At 66.0% G+C, this 23,200-nt stretch carries 23 protein-coding genes and 1 tRNA gene; 4 read left to right on the top strand and 20 right to left on the bottom strand.

The annotated features are described in order from the left end of the window. Positions 1 to 23: 23 nt before the first annotated feature. From PUN71_RS09045 to PUN71_RS09035, 3 genes are all read right to left on the bottom strand, one after another. Entirely contained in the window at positions 24 to 962 is a 939-nt protein-coding gene (locus PUN71_RS09045) for a Cgl0159 family (beta/alpha)8-fold protein (protein ID WP_277798119.1), read from the bottom strand. Beyond that, the gene (gene iolC, locus PUN71_RS09040) at positions 959 to 1,987 is read right to left on the bottom strand and encodes a 5-dehydro-2-deoxygluconokinase (RefSeq protein ID WP_277798118.1); all 1,029 of its coding nucleotides are present in this window, start codon (positions 1,985 to 1,987) and stop codon (positions 959 to 961) included. The genes PUN71_RS09045 and iolC overlap by 4 nt, the downstream gene beginning before the upstream one ends. Positions 1,988 to 2,174: 187 nt before the next feature. Then, complete coding sequence (locus tag PUN71_RS09035) at positions 2,175 to 2,579, bottom strand: tautomerase family protein (RefSeq protein WP_277798117.1); 405 nt, start codon at positions 2,577 to 2,579, stop codon at positions 2,175 to 2,177. Positions 2,580 to 2,723: 144 nt separating this feature from the next. On the opposite strand from PUN71_RS09035, the gene PUN71_RS09030 reads away from it, so the two are divergent. Next, the gene (locus PUN71_RS09030; protein WP_043451497.1) at positions 2,724 to 3,080 is read left to right on the top strand and encodes an ArsR/SmtB family transcription factor; all 357 of its coding nucleotides are present in this window, start codon (positions 2,724 to 2,726) and stop codon (positions 3,078 to 3,080) included. Beyond that, the gene (locus tag PUN71_RS09025) at positions 3,077 to 3,565 is read left to right on the top strand and encodes an SRPBCC family protein (protein ID WP_277798116.1); all 489 of its coding nucleotides are present in this window, start codon (positions 3,077 to 3,079) and stop codon (positions 3,563 to 3,565) included. The genes PUN71_RS09030 and PUN71_RS09025 overlap by 4 nt, the downstream gene beginning before the upstream one ends. Here PUN71_RS09025 and PUN71_RS09020 read toward each other — a convergent pair. From PUN71_RS09020 to PUN71_RS08945, 16 genes are all read right to left on the bottom strand, one after another. Beyond that, complete coding sequence (locus tag PUN71_RS09020) at positions 3,517 to 4,332, bottom strand: triose-phosphate isomerase family protein (RefSeq protein WP_277798115.1); 816 nt, start codon at positions 4,330 to 4,332, stop codon at positions 3,517 to 3,519. The genes PUN71_RS09025 and PUN71_RS09020 overlap by 49 nt on opposite strands. A 27-nt stretch (positions 4,333 to 4,359) precedes the next feature. Continuing rightward, a complete protein-coding gene (locus PUN71_RS09015; RefSeq protein ID WP_277798114.1) occupies positions 4,360 to 5,706 on the bottom strand; it encodes an MFS transporter in 1,347 nt (448 codons plus the stop codon). A 101-nt stretch (positions 5,707 to 5,807) separates the two neighbouring features. Continuing rightward, on the bottom strand, positions 5,808 to 6,575 hold the full coding sequence (locus tag PUN71_RS09010) for an SDR family NAD(P)-dependent oxidoreductase (RefSeq protein WP_043451491.1): 768 nt from the start codon (positions 6,573 to 6,575) through the stop codon (positions 5,808 to 5,810). A 54-nt stretch (positions 6,576 to 6,629) separates the two neighbouring features. Further along, on the bottom strand, positions 6,630 to 7,583 hold the full coding sequence (locus PUN71_RS09005; protein WP_277798113.1) for a 3-hydroxyacyl-CoA dehydrogenase family protein: 954 nt from the start codon (positions 7,581 to 7,583) through the stop codon (positions 6,630 to 6,632). Continuing rightward, entirely contained in the window at positions 7,580 to 8,074 is a 495-nt protein-coding gene (locus PUN71_RS09000) for a ribose-5-phosphate isomerase (RefSeq protein WP_277798112.1), read from the bottom strand. Before PUN71_RS09000 ends, PUN71_RS09005 begins: the two co-directional genes overlap by 4 nt. 11 nt (positions 8,075 to 8,085) lie before the next feature. After that, a complete protein-coding gene (dhaL, locus tag PUN71_RS08995; RefSeq protein WP_277798111.1) occupies positions 8,086 to 9,807 on the bottom strand; it encodes a dihydroxyacetone kinase subunit DhaL in 1,722 nt (573 codons plus the stop codon). A gap of 36 nt (positions 9,808 to 9,843) precedes the next feature. After that, on the bottom strand, positions 9,844 to 10,842 hold the full coding sequence (locus PUN71_RS08990) for a sugar phosphate isomerase/epimerase family protein (RefSeq protein ID WP_043451484.1): 999 nt from the start codon (positions 10,840 to 10,842) through the stop codon (positions 9,844 to 9,846). A gap of 124 nt (positions 10,843 to 10,966) precedes the next feature. Then, positions 10,967 to 11,656 (bottom strand): GntR family transcriptional regulator, encoded by a 690-nt coding sequence (locus PUN71_RS08985; protein WP_043451483.1) that lies wholly within the window; start codon positions 11,654 to 11,656, stop codon positions 10,967 to 10,969. Positions 11,657 to 11,767: 111 nt separating this feature from the next. Beyond that, positions 11,768 to 12,544 (bottom strand): SDR family NAD(P)-dependent oxidoreductase, encoded by a 777-nt coding sequence (locus PUN71_RS08980; RefSeq protein ID WP_043451482.1) that lies wholly within the window; start codon positions 12,542 to 12,544, stop codon positions 11,768 to 11,770. Between the two features lie 10 nt (positions 12,545 to 12,554). After that, positions 12,555 to 13,904 carry an MFS transporter gene (locus tag PUN71_RS08975; RefSeq protein ID WP_043451481.1) on the bottom strand — a complete coding sequence of 450 codons (1,350 nt, stop codon included), beginning with the start codon at positions 13,902 to 13,904 and terminating at the stop codon, positions 12,555 to 12,557. Positions 13,905 to 14,158: 254 nt separating this feature from the next. Further along, entirely contained in the window at positions 14,159 to 14,890 is a 732-nt protein-coding gene (locus tag PUN71_RS08970) for a FadR/GntR family transcriptional regulator (RefSeq protein WP_043451477.1), read from the bottom strand. A gap of 182 nt (positions 14,891 to 15,072) precedes the next feature. Continuing rightward, positions 15,073 to 15,975, bottom strand: a complete 903-nt coding sequence (sucD, locus tag PUN71_RS08965; protein WP_043451474.1) for a succinate--CoA ligase subunit alpha — start codon at positions 15,973 to 15,975, stop codon at positions 15,073 to 15,075. Positions 15,976 to 15,986: 11 nt separating this feature from the next. Beyond that, on the bottom strand, positions 15,987 to 17,156 hold the full coding sequence (sucC, locus tag PUN71_RS08960; protein ID WP_277798110.1) for an ADP-forming succinate--CoA ligase subunit beta: 1,170 nt from the start codon (positions 17,154 to 17,156) through the stop codon (positions 15,987 to 15,989). A gap of 223 nt (positions 17,157 to 17,379) precedes the next feature. Further along, the gene (locus PUN71_RS08955) at positions 17,380 to 18,099 is read right to left on the bottom strand and encodes a hypothetical protein (RefSeq protein ID WP_277798109.1); all 720 of its coding nucleotides are present in this window, start codon (positions 18,097 to 18,099) and stop codon (positions 17,380 to 17,382) included. A gap of 82 nt (positions 18,100 to 18,181) precedes the next feature. Further along, complete coding sequence (pcrA, locus tag PUN71_RS08950; RefSeq protein ID WP_277798108.1) at positions 18,182 to 20,674, bottom strand: DNA helicase PcrA; 2,493 nt, start codon at positions 20,672 to 20,674, stop codon at positions 18,182 to 18,184. Positions 20,675 to 20,784: 110 nt separating this feature from the next. Continuing rightward, positions 20,785 to 21,615 carry an inositol monophosphatase family protein gene (locus tag PUN71_RS08945; RefSeq protein WP_277798107.1) on the bottom strand — a complete coding sequence of 277 codons (831 nt, stop codon included), beginning with the start codon at positions 21,613 to 21,615 and terminating at the stop codon, positions 20,785 to 20,787. A gap of 32 nt (positions 21,616 to 21,647) precedes the next feature. Here PUN71_RS08945 and PUN71_RS08940 point away from each other — a divergent pair, with 32 nt between their 5' ends. Beyond that, entirely contained in the window at positions 21,648 to 22,274 is a 627-nt protein-coding gene (locus PUN71_RS08940; protein WP_277798106.1) for a hypothetical protein, read from the top strand. Here PUN71_RS08940 and PUN71_RS08935 read toward each other — a convergent pair. After that, positions 22,271 to 23,044, bottom strand: a complete 774-nt coding sequence (locus PUN71_RS08935) for a DUF998 domain-containing protein (protein ID WP_277798105.1) — start codon at positions 23,042 to 23,044, stop codon at positions 22,271 to 22,273. The two genes, PUN71_RS08940 and PUN71_RS08935, sit on opposite strands and share 4 nt — an antisense overlap. Before the next feature lie 83 nt (positions 23,045 to 23,127). Here PUN71_RS08935 and PUN71_RS08930 point away from each other — a divergent pair. Further along, positions 23,128 to 23,200 (top strand) — tRNA-Arg (locus tag PUN71_RS08930).

The raw sequence follows: 23,200 nt of genomic DNA, 5'->3' as shown, positions 1-23,200 counted from the left end.
TGTTCCTGTTGTGGTGCCCATGGCTAGTTCTCCGGGATGTCAGTGGTGTGGTGCAGCAGCGAAGCCGCGCTGGCGACGGCGCCGGCGACGTCCCCGTCTGCGGGGTAGAGCAGGGTGCGGCCAACGGTCAGGCCTTGGACACCGGGCAACGCCAGCGCTGCTTCCCAGGTGGCGAAGACCTCGTCCTGGGTGCCGTCCGGGTCCCCGCCCAGCAGGACGGTGGGCATGGTGGTGGCGGCCATGACGCGTTCCATCTCCGACACGACAGGCAGCTTCATCCACGTGTAGGCGCTGGTGGAACCCAGGCCCTCGGCGATCGCGATGGACTTGATCACGGCGTTGGTGGACAGGTCGTTGCGGACCCGGCCGTTCTCACGGACAGACAGGAACGGTTCCACCATGGCGATCAGCTTCCGCTCGGCCAGGGAGTCGATGGCCCGTGCGGTCGCTTCCAGGGTGGCCACCGTGTCCGGGTCGCCCAGGCAGATCCGGGTCAGCATCTTCCCGCCGTCCGCGCCCAGTGCCTCCAGAGCGGCCGCGGTGTGGCCGGTGAAGCGGTCATCGAACTCGTTAACCAGCCCGGCCAGGCCGCCTCGGTTCATCGAACCGAACACCAGCTTCCCGTCCAAGGCCCCCAGGAGCAGCAGGTCATCCATGATGTCCGGCGATGCCAGCACACCGTCGACGGCAGGGTTGGCCAAAGCGATCTGCAAACGGTCCAGCAACTGCCGCCGGTCCGCCATGGCGACGGGGTCGTTGCCGACGGCCAGGGCGCCGCGGGCCGGGTGGTCTGCGGCGACGATGAAGTTCTGCCGGCCTGCCTTCACGCCCGGGTGGCGGCGGCGGGCCTTCGCGGCGCGGGCCACGGCGTCCGGGTCTTCGAGGCGGATGGTGCTCAGGTGCTCGTAGCGGCGCGGGTCATCGTCCACGGCATGGTTCGAGGCGATCGGGGTGAGGGTCACAGTGCTGCTCCTTCGGTGGCAAGCTGTGCGTTGGCGCTGGAAACACCGGTGCCGGGAACCGGGCGTCCGCGTTCGGCCAGCAGCGAGGTGACCTCCTCCGGGGTCGGCATTGCGTCGGCGCAGGAGAGGCGGGAGGCGACGATTGCACCGGCGGCGTTGGCGTAGTCCAGGACCTGGGCCAGCGGCCAGCCGGACAACAGGCCGTGGCAGAAGGCGCCGCCAAAGGAATCGCCTGCCCCCAGGCCGTTCAGGGTTTCCACCGGCACGGGGGCCGAGACCACGCGCTCGGTGCGGGTCTTGGCCATCACGCCTTCAGGGCCGAGCTTGACGACGGCGATCTCCACGCCGGCAGCCAGCAACCGGTCTGCCTGCTCATCGGGCGTACCGTCACCCACGGCGACGGCGCATTCCTTGTCATTGCCGATGGCCACGGTGACGTGCGGCAGGATCTTCGCTACCTCGGCGCGGGCTTCTTCTTGGGAGGCCCAGAACATCGGGCGGTAGTCCAGGTCCAGGATGGTGAACTGTCCCTCGGCAAGTTCTGCCCGGGGGCGGGCCTCGTGCGCGGCGATGTGGGCGTACCGGGAAGGTTCCTGGGAGAGGCCGGTCACCGTGGACCAGAAGATCCCCGCCTTCCGGATGGCGTCCAGGTCCAGCTCTTCGGCCTTGATCTGCAGGTCCGGAGCCGTGGGGAACCGGCCGTAGAAGTACAGCGGGAAGTCATCGGTGGCCGGCTTGATTGCACAGAACGTCGCCGGTGTCTGCAGGCCGGCGACCGGGGTCACGAAAGAATCGTCGACGTTGAACTTGTGTAGTTCGCGGTGCAGGTACGTGCCGAAGGGGTCGTCCCCTGTCCGGGTGATGACGCCGGCCCGGCGGCCGTGCCGGGCCGCGGCGACGGCGACGTTGGACGGGGAACCACCAAGGTATTTGCCGAAGGACTCAACGTCCTCCAGGCCAACCCCGATGTCGTTCGGGTAGATATCAACGCTGATGCGCCCGATCGTAAGAAGCTCGTGGGTCACGGTGATCGTGGACCTTTCTGGTGTGGAACTCGTGTCCTTTGAGGGGCAGGAACTCCGGAACTGGCAGGCCGTGGTGTGGGCCACAGGCACTACTTTGCCGTAGTTCCAATGTCCTGTCAAAGGTTTGTACTGACATACTTACAACGTACGTTTCGCCGCACTCTTCCCATGAGGAATGGGCACCCGGCTACTTCTTGGGCACAGCCAATTCGCCCGTGACGTACTGGGCGCGGCCGAATCCGAACGACCAGTCCCCGGCAGAGTTTTCGACATAGCCAATAAAGACGTCCTCGCCGGCAACACCCACGCCAGCAAGCTTTTTAGCCACCGCCGCAAAGAGCCGCTGCTTGGCCTCCTGGGACCGGCCGCCCTGGGTGAAAATCTGGATCATCACCACTCCCCCGGTGCGCTCAAACCCCAGTCCCGCGTCCTGGGCGAAAATCTGCCCCTGCGCGTGTTCGGTCAGGATATGGAAGTAGTCACGTTCCGGAATTCCGTACTCCGCAAGGATGGCGTCATGGATCCCGCGGCTCAGCTTCTGCAGATCCTCCGGTGAGCGCCCCTCGTTGACGTCAATGCGTACCAATGGCATGAAAGTATCCCCTCGAGTAGTTTGTCCTGACATACTAACAAAATGCTTTTCGAAGAAACAAGACCCTTGAAAGGGGGCGCAACCGGGGTTACGATTAGTCAATCAACAGATTGATAAACAAAGAGGTTGATTAAGGGGCCGGGCATGACCAATGACGCGGAATTGGACTCCGCATTCCTCGCCCTGGCCGACCCCGTGCGGCGAAGCATCATTGCCCGTTTGAGCCGTGGCCCGGCCACGGTGAACGAGCTGGCGGAGCCGTTCGAGATTTCCAAGCAGGCAGTCTCGAAGCACATCCAGGTACTCGAGCAGGCGCAGCTGGTGACCCGCACCAGGGATGCCCAGCGCAGGCCCGTCCACCTGAACCCCGCACGGCTGGAAGCGCTCACTGCCTGGATTGACCAGTACCGGTTGGTCCGCGAGGAGCAGTTCCGCAGCCTCGATGCCGTGCTTGAATCCAGCGCCGGGCAAGCGGCGCCAACGGCAAAGGACAGGAAATGAGCAATCCACTGAGAATCACGGCCCCGGAGGGACTCCCCTACATCGACTTCGAGCGGGAGTTCGACTTTCCGGTGGCGGATGTCTTCCGGGCACACAAGGACCCGGAGCTGGTGGCCCAGTGGCTGGGTCCGCGGGGCATGAAGATGGACATGGACCATTACGATTTCCGCACGGGCGGGAGCTACCGGTACATTCACACCGGCCCGGAGGGGGTCCCATACGAGTTCCGTGGAATCTTCCACACGGTGCGCGAGAACGAGTTCGCCCTGCAGACCTTCGAGTTCGGCGGCTACCCGGACTCCGTGAGCCTCGAGTCCATGACTTTTGAACCGCTCGACGGCGGCCGGTGCAGGCTGCGGGGCCACGCCATGTACCCAAGCATGGAGGCGCGGGACGGCATGCTGCACTCGGGCATGGAAGGCGGCATGTCCGAAGGCTATGAGCGCCTTGACGAGCTCCTGGCCGGGGCGTCGGCGCCTGCCTGACGCAGGAGGAGCGCTTCGTCAAGCACCCGGCCCAGGTTTGCGGCGTCGTGGGCGAAGCGGCCCAGGAAGAGTCCGTCCGCAGCGGGCAGCTGCGGGAGCAGTCCCGGCCCGGCGCTGCCGCCGTAGATGATGGGGCAGCCCGGGCCCAGGGCTGTCCGGATCGAGGTGAGGACGGCGTTGACGTGCTGCGCGGGCGCCGGCTCCTGCGCGCCGATGGCCCATACCGGTTCGTAGGCAAGCACCAGGCGGCGGAGAAGGGTGGGACTTCCCCCCGTGGCAGCGTGGACCTGGTCCACGCAAAAGGCGGCGGCAGCCCCGGCGTCGAGCCTGTCCGGCTCACCGATGCACAGCAGCGGGGTCAGGGAATGGTCGACGGCGGCACGCACCTTGCGTGCCACGACGGCGTCGTCCTCCCCGAACAGCCGGCGGCGTTCGGCGTGGCCGATTTCGACGAGCGAGACGCCGAGCTCGGCCAGCATCCCGGGGCTGACCTCCCCGGTCAGTGGACCGCCGCCCCACGCGCAGTTCTGGGCGCCGAGCAGGACCGGCGAGCCGGCCAGGATCCGGGCCGCGGGCTCAAGGACCGGGAAGGAGGGGATGACAAAGACCCGGACCGTGGAATGCTCCGCTGCCAGTCCGGGCCTGTCATCGACGATGCACCGCACCTCCGACAGCCAGCGCAGGCTTTCCTGGTAGCCCAGGTACATCTTGGTGCTGACACCGATGAAGAGGGTGCCGTTGCCTGCGCTGCTGCCGGAGGTGCTCATGGTGTCCTTGCGTGGATAGTGCGGTGCTCAGTCGAGCAGGTCGTCGGCTTGGTTCTTGAACCGTTTGGTTGCGTACATCATCGCTGCGGCTACGAACGGCAGGACGCCCAGGGCGTAGACGCCCATGGATCCGGTGGGTGAGTGCGTGGCCTCGTTGACGGCGGTGCGCAGGATGGGGGCCACGAAGCCGCCCAGGTTGCCCAGCGAGTTGATCAGCCCGATGCCTGCCGCAGCGGCGGAACCGGCGAGGAACGCCGTGGGATAGGACCAGACCACCGGACCCACTGCCAGGAAGCTGCAGACGGCGAGGGTTATGAAGACCATGCCCAGGACCGGCTGGTGGTTGGTGCCTGCCCAGGCCGAGCCGAAGATGCACAGGCCGGTGGACAGGAACAGGATGGTGCCGAACTTGCGGCGCTTGGCCACGGTGTCGGCGGCCCTGCCGATGAAGTAGCAGGCGAAAATCCCGAAGAACCACGGGACGGCGATCAACAGCCCGACGGCGAGCCCCACCTTTTGCCCGGTCAGCGAGCTCACCTGCTGCGGCAGGAAGAACGTCACGCCGTAGACGGCGATCTGGAGGCAGAAGTAGATGACGGTGAAGTACCAGACGCGGCCGTTGCGCATGGCGGCGAGGATGCCGCGGGGGCCGTGCTCGTCCTTGATGTTGTCCTCAAGGGCCATGACTTCCTTCAGCGCGTACTTTTCCTCGCGGCTGAGGAACTTGGCCTTCTCCGGGCCGTTGATCAGGAAGAAGAAGGCCGCGATGCCTGCCAGGACGGCCAGCATGCCTTCGACGAAGAACATGACCTGCCAGCCACGCAGGCCCGGTACCTGGTCGCCGATGTTGATCAGCCAGCCGGAGAGCGGATTGCCGATCATCTGCGAGAACGGCTGGGCCAGGTAGAAGATGGCGAACATCTGCACGCGCACCTTGTTCGGGAACCATTCGGCCAGGTACATGATGACACCGGGGAACAGGCCTGCCTCGGTCACGCCGAGGAGGAAACGCAGGATCACGAACGAGGTCTCGCCCTGCACGAAGGCGAAGCATGCGGACACGATGCCCCAGGTGATGGCAATGCGTGCAAGCCAGATCTTGGCGCCGACTTTCTTGAGCAGCAGGTTGCTGGGGATCTCGAAGATTGCGTAGCCGATGAAGAAGATGCCCGCCCCGAGGGCGAAGGCTGCGGCGGACACGCCCTTGTCCGCGCCCAGCGCCGCTTCGGCGAAGCCCACGTTGGTGCGGTCCAGGAACGAAACAACGTAGAGGATGACCAGCATCGGCATGAGCCGGCGGGCCGCTTTGAAGATCGCGGACTTCAGGACCGGACGGGCCAGGAGTTCCTTGGATGTTGCGGTGGTTTCTGACACAACACTCTCCTTCGAGTGGTGACGTTGGTTGTTCCCCGGGGGCCGGCGGCCCCCGGGCGTGGTGTGGCGCCCGGCCTTGTGATGCCGGGAGGTGGGCGCCGTCAGTGCATGTACAGGCCGCCGTCGACGTTCAGCGTCTGGCCGGAGATGTACCCGGCGTCCTCCCCGATGAGGAAGGAGATGGCCGCGGCGACGTCGCGGGTGGTGCCCACCCGGTTCACCACCAGGTCCTTGACGAGTTCATCCTTGCGTTCCTCGCTGAGGGTGCCGCCCATAATGTCCGTATCGATGGGACCGGGCGAGATGGCGTTGACAGTGATGTCGTACTCGCCCAGTTCGCGGGCGGTGGCGCGGGTCAGGCCGATGACGCCGGCCTTGGCCACCGAGTACGGAGTCTTGCTGAACGTTCCGCCGCCGCGCTGCGCGGACACGGACGAAATGTTCACGATCCGGCCCAGCCGGTTCTTTGCCATGGACTCGGCGGCCCGGCGGGTGGCGTAGTGGACACCGTTCATGTTGATGTTGACCACGCGGTCCCATTCGGTTCCATCGAGCTCAAGATAGGGGACGGGTGAGCTGACGCCTGCGATGTTGGCCAGGGCAACCAACTGGGGAAGCTCGGCCTCGATCTCGTCGATGGCGGCCCGCACGGAGGCTTCGTCGCCAATATTGGCGCCGGCACCGTGGGCTTTGACACCGTGCCTGTCCGCCAGTTCCTTGGCCAGGTTCTTGCTGGCGGCGTCGTCCAGGTCGATCACGCCGATGTTCCAGCCGCGCTCGGCCAGGTACTCGGCGGTGGCCCGGCCGATGCCGCGCTCGGAGACGGCACCGGTGACAATCACCGTGCGGTCGGTGGGGAATGAAGTCATGGTTTTCCTTTTGGATGAAGGGGAACTGGAGGGCGTTGCCAAGGCAGGCGTTGCCTAGGACAGCGGCGCAGGTCCCAGTTCCTCGATGAGCTTCTGCATGGCCACGTACGCCTTGTTCCGGTAGGCAACCAGGGCTGCGGTGCGGTCGGCGGGGACGTCAAGGAAGCCGGAGCCGGTCTTGGTGCCGAGCTGACCGGCGTCGACCTTGTCCTGCAGGATCTTCGGGGTGGCGAAACGCTCCGGGAAGCCGGTCTGCAGTGACTTGTAGCAGAAGGCGTAGACGTCCAGCCCTGCCATGTCGGCGATGGCAAACGGGCCGAAGAACGGCAGCCGGAAGCCGAAGGTGGTGCGGACCAGGGTGTCCACGTCCTCGGCGCTGGCGATGCCTTCCTCCACTACCTGGGCGGCCTCGTGGAAGAGGGCGTACTGGAGCCGGTTCAGCACGAAGCCGGTGACGTCCTTGACGGTGGCCGTTTCCTTGCCGGTCTCCCCCACGATGGTGCGGGCGGCCTGGACGGTTGCCTCGGAAGTTCCCTCGTGCGGGATGACTTCCACGCCGGGAATGAACGGGGCGGGGTTGGAGAAGTGGACGCCCAGGAACCGCTCCGGGTTGTCGACGACCTCGGCGAGTTTGGCGATGGAAATGGTGGAGGTGTTGGAGCCGATGATCGCGTCGGGGCGGGCGGCAGCGCTGATCCGGGCCAGGGTGGCGTGTTTGATCTCGAGGACCTCCGGCACCGCTTCCTCGATGTACTCGGCGTCAGCTACTGCTTCTTCAATGTCCTTGGCGGCCCAGAGGTTTTCCTTGAGCAGGTCCGTTGCGTTGGCCGGGAAGAGGCCTGCAGCGACGAATTCGTCGGATTCCTTCAGCAGCCGTTCGTAGTTGCTCCGGGCGATTTCGGCGGAGACGTCCGCCAGGGCCACGCGGGCCCCGGCGAGTGCCAGGACCTGGGCGATTCCGCCGCCCATGTAGCCGGAGCCGACGACGGCGATGTTACGTGTGCTCATTTGGTGTCAAGTCCTTCCGACGCGCCCTCATAGGAGCAGATGGCGTCTACTTTGGCCGCGGATGCGGAGTTTTCATCGAAGCGGTAGTTGAGCCACTCGCCCACCAGCTTCTTGGCAAGTTCCAGGCCGATGACGCGCTGGCCCATGGTCAGCACCTGCGCGTTGTTGGACAGCACGGAGCGTTCCACGGAATAGCTGTCGTGGGCCGTGACTGCGCGGATGCCCGGTACCTTGTTGGCCGAGATGGCCACGCCCAGGCCGGTGCCGCAGATCAGCAGCGCGCGGTCCGCTTCGCCGGCGGCCACCTTGCGGGCGGCTGCAACGGCCAGGTGCGGGTAGGCCGTGGAGTCGTTGGCGCCGACTCCCACGTCCTCCACCGAGGCCACGCGGGGGTCCGCCTCCAGCAGTTCGCGCAGGGCGTTCTTGTATTCGACGCCGGCTTCATCGTTGCCGACGACGATGCGCCAGCCCGGCTGGGATTGCTCAGTCATAAGGGTTCTCCTTAGTTGCTTTCGATCGAGGCGGCGTACTCGGCCACCCGGCGGGCGATGAGGCCGAAGGACACAGCACCGGGGTCGGGATGGCCAATGCTCTTTTCCGCCAAAGGCCGGGCGCGGCCTTTCTTCGGGCTGAGCGCGGCAGTCGCGTCAGCGGCCTCTGCCGCCGCCTCCGCTGCCGCACGAAGGCTGCCGGCCAGGCTGCCGCCGTCGTCAATTGACTTGGCGAAAGTGTCGGCGAACGGAAGCAGCGCGTCCACCATGGTTTTGTCGCCGGCTTCGGCCTTGCCCAGCGTGACAATGGCGTCGCGGAGGGCGTTCACGGCCGCAGCCGCGTCTGCGGAAGTGTACGAATCCTTGCTGCCGAGGGTCCTGCCGACGGCGGTGACGGCTGCGCCCCAGAGGGCACCGGAAGTACCGCCGGCGCGTTCGGCCCACTGCTCCCCCGCCGCCGCGAGGAGTTCCTCAAGGCCCGCGCCGGCAGCGTGGGACTTTTCGGCCGCGGCAACGGCAGCGTCAACGCCGCGCCGCATGCCGATGCCGTGGTCCCCGTCCCCGGCGATGGCGTCAAGCTTCCCGAGCGCCTCCTCATGTTCGACGACGACGGCCTGGGCTTCCTTCAGGGCGCCCACCGCGGTGGCCGCCAGGGCGGTGGAGGCTGCCGTGGCAGCCAGCGCCGGAGTCGCTTCGGCGTCTTCCAGGGCCTCCAGCGAACGGGCCCGGCGGGGAGCCAGGTTGCCCTTCCGGAAGGCGGGGGTATCAGCCGGCGCGGCCCAGAATTTCTCCAGTTCCCCGTCCAGCCAGAACAGCGTCAGCGACAGTCCGGACATGTCCAGGCTGGTTACCAGTTCGCCGCATTCTGGCTCCACGATCTCAAGGCCGGCTGAGGTCAGAAGCGACTCGATCCTGCCGAACAGCAGGAACAGTTCGTCATATTTGACCGTGCCCAGGCCGTTCAGGATCGGCACCACGCGGGTGCCGGCGTTTTCGGGCTTGTCCTTCAGCAGTCCGTCCACCAGCAGCTTGGCGAGTTCGCTGGCGGTGGGCAGCGGCTGCTCCGAGATTCCGGGTTCGCCGTGGATGCCAAGTCCCAGGGACATCATGCCTTCAGGCACCGTGAACAGGGGTTCCTCCGCGCCGGGAAGGGTGCAGCCGGCGAAGGCCACGCCAAGCGAGCGGGTGTGGTGGTTGGCCTTGATGGCGAGGCGTTCCACCTCGTCCAGGTTGAGGCCCGCTTCTGCTGCCGCCCCGGCCACCTTGAAGACCGTAAGGTCCCCGGCGATGCCGCGGCGTTTGCCGATCTCTTCGAGGGGGGCGCTGGCGATGTCATCGGTGACCAGGACGGTCCGGGTTTCGATGCCTTCGGCGTTCAGCTTGTCCTGTGCCTGGCCGAAATGGAGGACATCGCCCGCGTAGTTGCCGTAGCTCAGCAGGACGCCGCCGCCGTTATGGGATGCCTTGGCCACCCGGTAAACCTGACCGGCGGCAGGGGACGCAAACATGTTGCCGCAGGCACTTCCGGCCGCGAGCCCGGCACCCACCAGGCCCGCGAAGGCCGGGTAGTGGCCGGAACCGCCGCCAATGACCAGCGCCACCTGGCCGTCGGGTGATTCGGTTGAACGGACCACTCCGCCGTCAACGCGGGCCACGTACTGGCGGTTGGCCGCGACGAAGCCGTCGAGGGCGTCGTCGGCAAACTGCGCTGGATCGTCAAATATCTTTGTCATGATTCCTCGTTGAACCGCTTGGGGTGGTTGCGGGACTTAGCGTGCCGGGACGGCAGCCGGGGTTTGCCGGCCCTGGGCCACCATGCTGGTTCCCAGTGCATAGCTGTCCCGTTTGGGCAGGACCTGGCGGCGCAGGTAGTCCTGGTTGGCGGCCGTGACGCTCAGGCCGTCCCCGCCGTAGTGTTCGGTGCAGATGATGCCCTGGAAACCTACGGAGAGGGCGAACTGGAAGGCCTCGCGGTAGCTAATGAGGCCTGATTCCATCGGCGCCGGCATGGCGACGTAGTGGTCCCGGGCCTGGTCCTCATCGCGGATGTAGTTCTTCACGTGCCAGTAGTTGGAGTACGGCAGCGTCTTGTGGACCAGTTCGCGCCAGTCCTCGATGGGTCGGTGCAGGCGGATCAGGTTTCCCAGGTCCGGGTTCAGGCCCACGTTGGGCAGGTCGATGTCCTGGACCAGCTGCACGGACGAGTCCCCCGTGCCCAGGTAGGTGTCCTCGTACATCTCCAGGGACACCAGGAGGCCGAGCTCGGCCGCGTGCTTGCCCACTTCGCGGATGCGGCTGACGGCGTTGTTCCAGCTTTCCTTGTCACCGACGGGATCCTTGTGGCCTTCTACGGTCCAGAACCACAGCTGCTTCTGCTGCTCGGGGGTGATCGCCTGGTGCAGGCCGATGGAGACAACTTCGCAGCCAAGCTGCGCCGCGGCTTCGAGGGTGCGGTGGGTGTAGGCCAGGTTTTCCTCCCACTTCCCTTCCTCGATCACGCTGCGGCGGATGGCTGAGATGGAGGGAAGCCCCAGGCCAGCGGCGGTGGCCGCAGCCTTCAGCTCGTCCAGCCGGGCGCTGGAAAGATCGCCGGGGCGGACCCAGCTGTCGGTGAGGTCGGCGTTGGAGAAACCGGCATCGGCCACTTCCTCGAAGACCCGCTGCCAGTCGCTGGCAGGGGCATCCTGGGCAGTGGTTCCGTCCGGCCGGGTTCCGGGGAACTGCAGCAGGGCGGCGGCAATGGGCCAGTTATCGGCGGTGTACGGCATTGTCACTCCAGATCTAGAATCGCATTTCCTATAGGATCTATGCTTGAACGTGGCCCTGTCAAGGGGTGTGGGACGGCCTCGCGGGGAAGCCAGGGGTGGTGCGGGGCGGCCGCCGGCGCTGTTGCTAGCTGCGCACTTCGCTGTCGTGCTGGGAGCGCTGTTTGACGCCTTCGATGTGGTCGATCATCTTCTGCCGGGCAAGCTCGGCGTCACCGGCCTCAAATGCTTTGAGGATTTCAGTGTGCTCGGCGATGGCATAATCGGCATCCGTGACGCCCAGGCCGCCGAAGAAGCGGAAGCGCTGCACCTGGCCGCCCAGGGCGTTGTATGCGGACAGCAGGAACTGGTTGTCCGCCGATTCGGCGATGAGTCGGTGAAACCGCTCGTCGGCTTCCCAGTACGCACGGAACTCAGCGAACGACGGACCGCGCGGTGCGGCCTTCAGGTCCTCGATGGCCTGTTGAAGCTGCCCGGTCAGCTCGCTGCCCGCGTGCCTGCAGGCCATGAAGGCATTGGCGGGCTCGATGACCAGCCTCGCGTCCATCAGGTCCGCCAGCTCATCGGGGGTGAACAGCGGCGCCACGCGGTAGCCGCGCAGGGCCATTCTCCGGACCATCCCGGTGGCTTCCAGCCGGGCGAGCGCCTCGCGGACAGGCGTCGGGGAAACGTCCAGCTCCCGGGCCATGCCATCGATGCTGACCGGCGTGCCGGCTTCAAGCCGGCCGTCCATCAGGGCAACCAGGAGCGCTTCGTAGACGTGGTCGGCGAGGACCTGCCTGCTCACGCCGCCGGAGGCCTGGTTCTTGGTTGCCATGTAGAAATCCTATAGCCGGTGAAGGTGCGGGAACGCCGGGGGCAGGTGTCTCCGGGCACACCCCCGCCGGTGCCGTGCTGCCAGGCTGCACGGCACCGGCGGGTTGCCGCGTCAGGAAACCTGCAGGCCGCCGTTGATGTCGTAGGTGGCGGCCGTGATGTAGCCGGCATCCTCGCCCAACAGGAAGGCGATAAGGGCGGCAACTTCCTCCCGCGTTCCCACGCGGCCCATCATGATCCCTTCGGACATCTGGGCCTTGCGCTCATCGGTCAGGGTTCCGCCCATGATGTCGGTGTCGATCGGACCCGGGGCGATGGCGTTCACGGTGATGTTGTGCTCGCCCACTTCCCTGGCCAGGGCACGGGTGAACCCCAGGATTCCGGCCTTGGAGGCGCTGTACGCAACCTTGGAGTAGGTTCCGCCGCCGCGCTGGGCGGAGATGGAGGAGATACTGACGATCCTTCCCAGTTCCCGCTGGATCATGCCCTTGAGGACGCGCTGGGAAACGAGGAAAGTGCCGCGCATGTTGATGGCGAAGACCTTGTCCCATTCCGCCACGGTGGTTTCCATGAAGGGGGTGGGCGAGCTTATCCCGGCCAGGTTGACGAGTCCGACGATGGGCGGCAGCGACTCCTCGATCTCCGCGATGGCGCGGTCCACCGACGCCTCGTCCGAGACGTCAGCGCCTACCCCGAGGGCCTTGACCGCACGGCTGGAACCGATCTCGGCTGCCGCCGCCTGGGCGTCTTCGGCATTGATGTCAAGGATGGCGATGGACCAGCCCTCGCTGGCCAGTCGGTCGGCGGTTGCGCGGCCGATGCCGCGGGCGGAGGCCGCGCCGGTCAGGACCGCCGTGCGCTCTGCGGGAAAAGTGTGCTGTGTTGTCATTGCTGTTTTCCTAGTGGGTTTCGGCGGCGGGAACGGTGACTCCGGGGGCAGAGACACCTTCGGGCCGCTTGCGGGCGTAGAGGTAGGTGGCGGCAGCGGTCACCGCCAGGCAGGCGGCCAGGAAGACCAGGCCGGTCTGGCTGTTGCCGGTGGCATCCTTGAGGATGCCCACGATGTAGGGAGCCACGAAGCCGCCCAGGTTGCCCAGGGAGTTGACCATGGCGAGGCCCGCGGCGGCCGCGGCGCCGGTGAGGGCAGCGGAGGGCATGGCCAGGAAGGGCGCGATGGCCGAGTAGATGCCCATTGCCGCCAGGGTCAGGAAGACCATGGCAAGCACGGCATTGACCGGGAGCAGGTAGCCGGCGCCCAGGAGGCCAACGGCGGCGAGCACCATGCTCATGCTGGCATGCCACACGCGGTTGCCGGTACGGTCCGACCGCTTGCTCCAGAAATAGACGAAGACGGCCGCGATGGCATAGGGGATGAAGACGATGAACCCCACCTGCGTTGAGTCAAACTTGCCCAGTGCCTTGACGATGGTGGGCAGCCAGAGCCCCAGGCCGTAGATGCCGCAGACCAGGCCGAAGTACAGCGCGGAGTAGGCGATGGTGCGGGGGTCCTTGAGGCCGGCCAGGAAGTTGTGGTTTCCGGACTTCTGCTTGTGGGCCAGCTCAGCGGCCATGGTGGTCGACAGCCATTCACGCTCTTCCGGCTTGAGCCACTTGGCGTGCTCGGGGCGGTCGGTCATGACGAACGGCGTGATGATGCCGAGGATGATGGCCGGAATGCCCTCGAGGATGTAGAGCCACTGCCAGCCGTGCAGGCCGGCCACGCCCTCCAGATTCAGGAGCATGCCGGACACTGGTGCGCCCAGGGCGTTCGAGATGGGCTGCGCCAGGATGAAGATGCCCAGCACGGTGACCCGCTGCGCTGCGGGGAACCAGAGCGTCAGGTAGAAGAGGATGGCGGGGAAGAAACCGGCTTCTGCCGCCCCGAGTAGGAAGCGGATGACGTAGAAGGTGGCTTCGCCGTTGACCAGGAACATGGCCGTGGCGAAGATGCCCCAGCTGATCAGGATGCGGGCAATCCACTTGCGGGCACCGTACCGGTACATGCCGCCATTGCTGGGAATCTCCAGGAGTGCATAGCCCAGGAAGAAAATGCCGGCACCCAGGCCGTAGGCGGCCTCGGTCAAACCAATGTCGCCCTGCATTCCGAGTTTTGCGAAGCCCACGTTGTTACGGTCAAGGTAGGCGATGAAGTACAGCAGGACGATCAGGGGCATGAGCCTCCTGCGGACCTTGCGGAGGGTAGTCTCGCCCAGTTCGCTGAGTGCGGGGGCGGAAGTGCGGGAGGTCATCGCGGGCCTCCCGCCGTGGTGTGGAAACCCTTGAAAAGGGAATGCGCGCACATAACGACTCCTTTGGCTGGCGGCATTTGGGGGGTATTGATATCAGATGTCTGATGTCTGACTGAGATTCTAGTCACAGTGGTGTGGGACCGTCAACACAGGTCATGGTGCCGCGTAAGGGGTTGCAGCTTATGGAGAGGGATAGGGAAGCACGGCGTCCCCATGTCCAGCAGCTGCCCGTCGCCGACAGGGCGAAACAGTCCTCAGCCGGCAGTTGCGCCGCTGCGGCTGGAGACGGCGAGGTAGTGCTCGTAATCCTCGAAGGTTTGGGTGATGTGGGCGTCCATGGTGGAACGGGCGGTGGCAGGATCGCCCGCGGCAATGGCAGCGAGGACCATCTTGTGATGATGGATCGCGTGGCGCTGCACGTCCGGGAAAGCGGAGGTCTCCCGCCGCATGGCATACAGCAGGGTGGAGAGCTGGCCCAGCAGTGCTGGCACGAAGGGGTTCCCGGAGGCGCGCAGCACGGTGTCGTGGAAGGCGATGTCGGCGATTGTCAGGGCGTCGACATCCCCCGCCTGGTGCGCCGCTTCCATCTGCTCCACGCTGTCCTGGAGGGCAGTGAGATCGGCCGGGCGGTGGCGGGAGGCTGCGAGCTCGGCTGCCCCGGTCTCCACCATGCGGCGGACCTCAAGCAGGCGGAGGGCCACCTGGTCGGAGGCCACTCCCTTCGACGCTGCCCGCATGATGGCATCCAGTCCGGTCCAGCGTTCGGGCGGATTGACGAAAGTGCCAAGGCCGCGCTTGACGTAGACAACGTCCTGCGCCTTCAGCACTTTCATGGCCTCCCGGGCCGTCAGCCTGCTGACACCCGATTCCTTGGCGATGTCTGCTTCGGGCGGCAGGGCGTCGTCGGCCTTGATGTCGCCGCTGATGATGTGTTCGAGGACCTTGTCCACGACAGCGTCGACCAGGGTGGGTCGCTTCTCTGCCATCGTTGTTCCCCTGCCTGCGCGCCAGCGGCGCCATGATTTTCCTTCCCCAACATTACTCGACCGGGTTGGGCAGGAGCCGCCCGCCGCCGTCGCCGTTCGTTAAAAACGAACGCGGGGCCACCCGGTGTTCCGTCCCATGGCTGGGACGGGCCGGGAGGCCCCGCGCTGAGGCTGCCGTCGTCCTAGAGGGCTGAGTAGACCTCGCGGAGCAGCTTGGCGGTCTCGGACGGCGTCTTGCCAACCTTGACGCCGGCAGCTTCCAGGGCTTCCTTCTTGGCCTGGGCGGTACCGGCCGAGCCGGAGACGATGGCGCCTGCGTGGCCCATGGTCTTGCCTTCGGGGGCGGTGAAGCCGGCCACGTAGCCGACAACCGGCTTGGTGACGTTGGCCTTGATGAAGTCGGCTGCGCGCTCTTCGGCGTCGCCGCCGATTTCGCCGATCATGACGATGGCCTTGGTCTCGGGGTCAGCCTCGAACGCGGCCAGGGCATCGATGTGGGTGGTGCCGATGATGGGGTCGCCGCCGATGCCGATAGCGGTGGAGAAGCCCAGGTCGCGCAGTTCGTACATCATCTGGTAGGTCAGGGTGCCCGACTTGGACACCAGGCCGATGGGGCCCTTGCCGGTGATGTTGGCGGGCGTGATGCCCACCAGGGCTTCACCGGGGGTGATGATGCCGGGGCAGTTCGGGCCAATGATGCGGGTGACCTGGTTGCCGTCGGCGTCCAGCTTGGACTGGGCGAGGGCCCAGAATTCGGCGGAGTCCTGGACCGGAACGCCTTCGGTGATGACGACGACCAGGCCGATGCCGGCCTCGATGGCTTCGACGACGGCGTTCTTGGTGAATGCCGGCGGCACGAAGACGATGGAGACGTCGGCGCCGGTCTCAGCCATGGCTTCCTTGACGGTGCCGTAGACGTTGATTTCGTTATCGCCGTGCAGGACGGTGGTGCCGGCCTTGCGGGCGTTGACGCCGCCCACGATGTTGGTGCCGGCCTTGAGCATCAGGGCGGTGTGCTTGGTGCCTTCGCCGCCGGTGATGCCCTGGACGATGACCTTGGAGTCTTTGTTCAGATAGATAGACATGGTGCGTCCCTTTACTTCGCTGCGTTGGCGAGTTCGGCGGCCTTGTCGGCGCCCTCGTCCATGGTGGCGGCCAGGGTAACCAGCGGGTGGTTGGCCTCGGTGAGGATGCGGCGGCCTTCCTCGACGTTGTTGCCGTCGAGGCGCACTACCAGCGGCTTGTTGGCGGAGTGGCCCAGCTCGGCCAGCGCGCCGACGATGCCCTTGGCGACAGCGTCGCACGCGGTGATGCCGCCGAAGACGTTGACGAACACGGACTTGACCTGCTCGTCGCCCAGGATGACGTCCAGGCCTGCGGCCATGACCTCGGCCGAGGCGCCGCCACCGATGTCCAGGAAGTTTGCGGGCTTGACGTTGCCGTGGTTCTCACCGGCGTAGGCAACAACGTCGAGGGTGGACATGACCAGGCCGGCGCCATTGCCGATGATGCCTACTTCGCCGTCGAGCTTGACGTAGTTGAGGTCCTGCGCCTTTGCCTTGGCCTCAAGGGGATCGGCAGCGTCCTTGTCCTCGAGCTGGGCGTGCTTGGGGTGGCGGAAGTCGGCGTTCTCGTCCAGGGAGACCTTGCCGTCCAGCGCCAGGATGTCACCGTTGCCGGTCTTGACCAGCGGGTTGACCTCCACCAGGGTGGCGTCTTCCTTCTTGAAGACATCCCACAGCTTGAGGATGACGCCGGCGACCTTGCCGCGCAGTTCCTCAGCAAAGCCGGCGGCGGCGACGATTTCGTCGGCCTTGGCCTGGTCGATGCCCACGGCGGGGTCGATGGCGATCTTGGCCAGCGCTTCGGGACGTTCGACGGCGAGCTGCTCGATCTCCATGCCGCCCTCAACCGAGCACATGGCCAGGTAGTTGCGGTTGGCGCGGTCCAGCAGGACGGAGAAGTAGTACTCCTCGGCGATGTCCGCACCCTGGGCAATCATCACCTTGTTGACGGTGTGGCCCTTGATGTCCATGCCCAGGATGTTGGAGGCGTGCTCAAACGCCTCGTCGGCGGACTTTGCGACCTTGACGCCGCCGGCCTTGCCGCGGCCGCCTACCTTGACCTGTGCCTTGACAACGGTAACGCCGCCGATCTTCTCGGCAGCTGCCTTTGCTTCTTCTGGGGTGTACGCCACGATGCCGGCAAGCACGGGTACACCGTGCGCCTCGAACATATCGCGCGCCTGGTATTCAAACAGGTCCACGGTTTAGTGTCCTTCTACGTCGAAGTAGTTTCTGTACAGTCGGACACCATCGGTAAGACGATGACCGGGCTGCGGATTGCACGCACCGGCGGCCTGTTGGAAACGAGCCACGCGGCGTAATGCTCCATGGGGAACTCTAGTCCTTTGGAGGGACCGGGCCGTCCCAGACTACCGCTTATGTGAGTAAGCACACTATTCTATGGGGCGTAGAAAAACCGCGGATTTACGGGGTTTTTGGCGCCTCCGGCTGCGGTGGCGGGCTGCTTTTGGCCGCGCCCGGCATCAGTTCGTAACGTTCGGGGGAGATGAAGAATCCGACGCCGGCCGAGACGTTTCCGCACGCCACGCCGCCGTTGTAGGCGGAGCATCGCAGACCGTTGCGTTCGAGGTTTTGCCCGTCCATGAGGACCGGCAGCTCCGCAAGGGGACCGGCCTTGGTGCCCCGCGGTCCGTAGGCTGCCTCCATGCTTGTGACGCCGGAGCGGCATCCTCCATAGTGTGCCGTGTCGGGCGAGAGCAGCGCGGTGCCGCCCAGGTAGCCAAGGTGGGTTCCGGCGCAGTCGTCCGTGACGTCCCCCGGCTGGGGCGCCGGGTAGGTGGCGAGTTCGCAGTGCGCCACCGGAATGATGGGCAGCTTGTTGTTGGCGGCGTCGCCATAGCTGTTCTGTTCATAGGGCAGGTCCACGTGGTCGCCCCGGGCGGACGTCAGGGAGCACGCGATGGTCCGGTCCTGGGTGATGAAGGAGAGGACGCCGGTGCCGCTGGAGAACGCCTTGGCGTCGGCGAGGGGAGCCTTTTCCAGTTGCTCCATGGGCTGGGGCGGATCGGGCGGGATGTAGGAGGGGTCCGCAGTGGTCACGCTGCACCCTGTAGCGGTGGAAACCATGGTGGCAAGGAAAAGGGCGGCGAGCATCCCCCGTACAGTCCGTCGCATGGCGTCCATTATGCCTTTGCCGCTCCCCCGCCACCGCACCTTGCGGCTCCGCACCGCACCGTGCCGAAGTGGGGGAACCTGGGCGGCGGGCTCAGGCGTCCAGCTTGGTCAGCGGGGCGTAGCGCAGCAGCAGGCGTTTCTCGCCGAGGTCGAATTTGACCTTTGCCACGGTCTTGTCGCCGGCCCCTTCAAGCGCCAGGACTGTTCCGTTGCCGAAGCTTGTGTGGTTGACCTTGTCCCCCACGCTGACGGCGATGATTTCCTTTTGCGGCTGCACCCGGTTCTTGGCGATGAATGCCGGGACGTCGGCGTTGAAGCCGGCGGAGGAGTCCGCCGCAGCGCCCCGGGCAGTTCCGGCGCCCCAGAACGAGCCGCTGTAGCGGCCGGATCCGATGGAGCCGCCGCCTGCCCACGACTGGCGGCTGGTCCCTTCGCGCTTCCATTCCAGGAGCTCGGCGGGAATCTCCTCCAGGAACTGGCTGGCGGGGTTGTACTGGCTTTGGCCCCACATGCTGCGGACCTCGGACCGTGTGACGTATAGCCGCTTGCGGGCGCGGGTGAGCCCTACGTAGGCCAGCCGGCGTTCCTCGGCCAGTTCCTTGGGGTCGGTGGCGGAGCGCTGGTGTGGGAAGAGCCCGTGCTCCATGCCGGTAAGGAACACGACCGGGAACTCCAGGCCCTTGGCCGTATGGAGGGTCATCAGCGTCACCACGCCGAGCCGCTTGGCCTCGGCCACGGCGGCGTCAATGTCGGCGCCGGGGGCGTCAGGGATCTGGTCGGCGTCGGCCACGAGGGATACCTGTTCCAGGAACGCGGCCAGTGTGCCCTCCGGGTTTTCCTGCTCGTATTCACGGACCACGGCCACCAGTTCGGCCAGGTTCTCCACCCGGGACTCGTCCTGCGGGTCGGTGCTGGAGCGAAGCGCAGCGAGGTAGCCGGTCTGTTCCAGGACGGCTTCGAGCGCGGCGGCGGCGCCGGACCCGGCAGCCACTTCGGCGAGGTCGTCCAGCATTTTCACGAAGCCCAGGACGGCGTTGACCGAACGGGTGGCCATGCCGGGCGCCTGGTCGGCGCGGCGGGCGGCCGCCATGAATGAGGTGCGTTCGCGGCTGGCGAGGGCCGCCACGGCGCCTTCGGCTCGGTCGCCGATGCCGCGCTTGGGTTCGTTGAGCACCCGGCGGAGGTTGACGTCGTCGTCCGGGTTCACCAGGACGCGGAGGTAGGCGAGGGCGTCCTTGATTTCCTTGCGCTCGTAGAAGCGCGTTCCGCCAACCACCTTGTACGGCAGGCCGACGCGGACCAAAACGTCTTCGATGGAGCGGGACTGGGCGTTGGTGCGGTAGAAGATGGCGACGTCGCCGGGCCGGAGGTTTTCCTCGTCCTGGAGCCGGTCGATCTCCTTGGCGATGAACTGCGCCTCGTCGTGCTCGTTTTCGCCCACGTAGCCAATGATCTTGTGGCCTTCGCCCTCGGCGGTCCACAGCCGCTTTTCCGGCCGGTTGGGGTTGCGCGAGATCACCGAGTTGGCGGCATTGAGGATGTTCTGCGTTGAGCGGTAGTTCTGCTCCAGCTTGATGGTGCGGGCTTCGGGGTAGTCCTTTTCGAACTCGACGATGTTCCGGATGTCTGCGCCGCGGAAGGCATAGATGGACTGGTCCGAATCACCCACCACGGTGAGTTCAGAGGCGCCGGGGCCTTCGCCGACTATCTCGCGGACCAGCGCGTACTGGGCGTGGTTGGTGTCCTGGTATTCGTCCACCAGGACGTGGCGGAACCGGCGCCGGTAGGACTCGGCGAGCGCGGGGAAAGCCCGGAACATGTAGACGGTCTCAGCGATGAGGTCGTCGAAATCCATGGCGTTGGCTTGGCGGAGTCGCTGCGTGTACCCCTTGTACACGTCCGCTACGGCCTGCTCGAAGGGGTCGTTGTAATTCGCGGCCGAGGCGAAGGAGTCCGCGTCGATGAGTTCGTTCTTCAGCGCCGAAATTTTGTGCTGGATGGCCTTGGGTGCGAACTTCTTGGGGTCCAGGTCCAAGGCTTTGGAGACCTGGGTGACCAGGCGCAGGGAGTCGGCGGAGTCGTAGATGGAGAAGTTGGACTTCAGCCCTACGTTCGCGGCTTCCTGCCTTAGGATCCGCACGCAGGATGAATGGAACGTGGAAATCCACATGATTTTGGCGCGGCCGCCCACCAGGGCCTCGATGCGCTCCCGCATCTCCGCCGCGGCTTTGTTGGTGAAGGTGATGGCCAGGATCTCGCCATGGTGGGCGCGGCCGGTGGCGATCAGGTACGCGATCCTGTTGCTGAGCACGCGGGTCTTGCCGGAGCCGGCGCCGGCGACGATCAGCAGTGCCGAACCTGCGTGCTTGACCGCTTCCTCCTGCTGCGGGTTCAACCCCTGCAGCAGGGCCTTGGCGTCCGGGCGGTGGCTCCGGTGTTGCCCTTCCGGTGCCCGCTCTGCGTGGACGTGGCCGCCACTGCCAGGTGCCCCCACAACGCCTTCTGACGGCGACTTGGTACGGGCTGTGGCTGCAGGAGCGGCCTTGAAGGGTCCGTCAGAGTACGGGTCAAACAACATATCCATGGTGCCTACAAGTCTAGGCGGTGGGACCGACAACGCCTTCCAGCCTGTGGATTACCAGCCCTTATCCACCGGCCAAAACCGTAAGCGCCCATGTCAGGGCAGCGAAATGCCTAGGCCACTGACGCTGACTCAAGGGCGGCACGCAACTGGCGCACCGCCGTCGTACCTCCTGCCAGGAACCACTCCAGCCCGTTCACCCGGACCGTGTCCACGGCGCCGCCTGCCGCCCGGACGATCGCCTTGCCCGGCAGCCAGTCCCATTCCGGGCAGCTGTGCTGGAACCAGCACCCCAGCTGCCCGTCCGCCACCCGGCCCAAATCGCACGAACCGGACCCAAGCATGCGAAGGGAGGCTGCGGATGTGGCCGCCGCATGCCACGGCATGGCGCACAGGGGGTCCATCAGCCAGGTGGGGTGGATGTAGGTGGCCGCACCAAGCTCAGCGACGCTGGTGCCGTTACGCCTGCCGCCGTCGTCGCTGAATACGGTCAGGACATCCCCGTTCAGGGTGGCCCGCCGGTCGCGGCCGCCCAGCCACAGCTTGTCCTCCTCGGGCTGGAAGATGGCACCCAACATCACATCGTCGCGGTCCTTGAGGGCGATCGCGGAGCACCAGTAGGTGGAGCCGTGCAGGAAGTTGTAGGTGCCATCCACGGGGTCGATGACCCAGGTGCGGCCGCTGGCGCCTTGGACGGCGGTACCTTCCTCCCCCAGGATGCTGTCTTCCGGCCGGCAGCGCTGCAGCTGCTCCAGCACGTAGGCCTCTGCTGCGTGGTCCGCCGCGGTCACGACGTCTGAGACTGATGTCTTCTGTTCAGACTGCAGGCCGGCCATGCGCATGAGGAGCGCCAGCTGCCCGGCTTCACGGACCAGAGCCGCCGCCAGTTCGTAGTCGTCCAGGGATGGGTCAAGAACAGCTGCGCTGTGTCGGCCAGTGGTCATGGCTTCAGCTTATGGGGCGGGATAATGGTGCCATGGCCAAAACCCCTGCCCAGCGGATCAAGAAACACGGCGCCAACGCGGTGGTGCCCCAGCATCACCTGCCGCCGGTGGTCAACCCCAGCACGGAGCGCACTCCGGAGAAGGCGCAGGGCAACAGCAACCTGATCGTCATCGCCGGCGTCGTGGCCAGCCTGTTCCTCTTCTGGTACCTGCACCTGCTGACGTTGGACCAGCTCACGCAACTCACCCAAGGCCTGGCCATGCCGGATTCGCTGGTGGGCGGCTTCGATCCCGCCTACATCAGCCGCCTGCAGGGCGTGATGAACAGCGATGCGCTGGGCCAGCTGAACTATGTCCACAAGACCGCCGGGACCCTGTTCCCGCTGATCTTCGGCTTCACCTGGCTGCTGCTCATCGGCACCAACGTTGCGCGGAAGGCACTGCGCTGGGCGCTTTGGGCGTTGCCCCTGCTGTTCGTGGTGGTTCGGCTGTGGGGCAATGTGGCCATTGATGCCATGCTGGGCACGCAAGGTCCCGACGCCGGCCAGGTGGCTATGGCGTCCGGCCTCACCATCGCAGGCTGGGTGCTTCTGGTGCTGAGCCTGCTGGCCGGAGCTGCAGCAGTTCTCCTCAACAGGCGGACGCGGAAAGACCACTAAGCCGCAGTTCCCCGGGCGGCGGCAGCGGCTGCCCTCACCTGCTTCCGGTGCCGGTGCACCCGGCTGGCAATGACCAGCCCGGCGGCAGCCATTCCCACGGTGACCGGATAACCCATCAGCCGTTCCAGGGTGCCAGGCTCGGGAACCATCATGTGCGTCAGGCCACCGGTGGCAAGCGCGGCCAACGACACACTGCCGCAGGCAAGGAGGAACCACGCCATTCCCGTTTTCCGGAGCCAGAGCAGCCCAAGCACCAGCAGGGCAGCGCCACCGGTGAGGAAATACGCTACGGCGCCCGCGTAATGCCACGGCGAGCCGACATCCTCAGGGACCAGTCCCACCACCACCGTTCCGGCCCCCGCAACGCCTGTGAGCAGCCGGACCGCAGTCGCCGCGATCCACGGTTTCCTGCGGCCCCAGTCCACGCGCGTCCCGGGCCGGCCCGCCACGCGCAGCAGCCCGGAGGTCAGCAGCACCGCCCCCAGCAGCAGCCCGAGGCCCTGGACGACGAACGATGCGTTCATCAGCCAGTTGAGCGGCGAGCACACTTCCCGGCCGGCATAGATTCCACAACTCAACGCGCCCAGGTCACTGATGTATCCGGTCCGCAGGTCATAGGGACGGGGTCCGGCCCAGGCCATCGCCACGGCGGCCTCCGCAAAGAAGTACTGCAGCACGCTCAGCACCGCCCAAGCGCCGATGTACTGCCGGGTGGACGCAACGTTCGGGATGAAGGCTGCGGCGGGAGTGGCAGTTGGGGCTGGACTCATGCCTTGAGCGTAGTACGCGCCGGTACCTTGTATGCTTGTAACCGTGTCCGGACGGACCGGCCCCGCCGAACCCCCGGATGCCAGCCCTCGTAGCTCAGTGGATAGAGCACGGCTCTCCTAAAGCCGGTGTCGTTGGTTCGATTCCAATCGAGGGCA

This window comes from Arthrobacter sp. NQ7 (assembly GCF_029581595.2).
Taxonomy (GTDB): domain Bacteria; phylum Actinomycetota; class Actinomycetes; order Actinomycetales; family Micrococcaceae; genus Arthrobacter; species Arthrobacter phenanthrenivorans_B.
The sequence above is the reverse complement of the archived record's forward strand: the minus strand, read 5'-3'. Positions and strand labels throughout refer to the sequence as shown.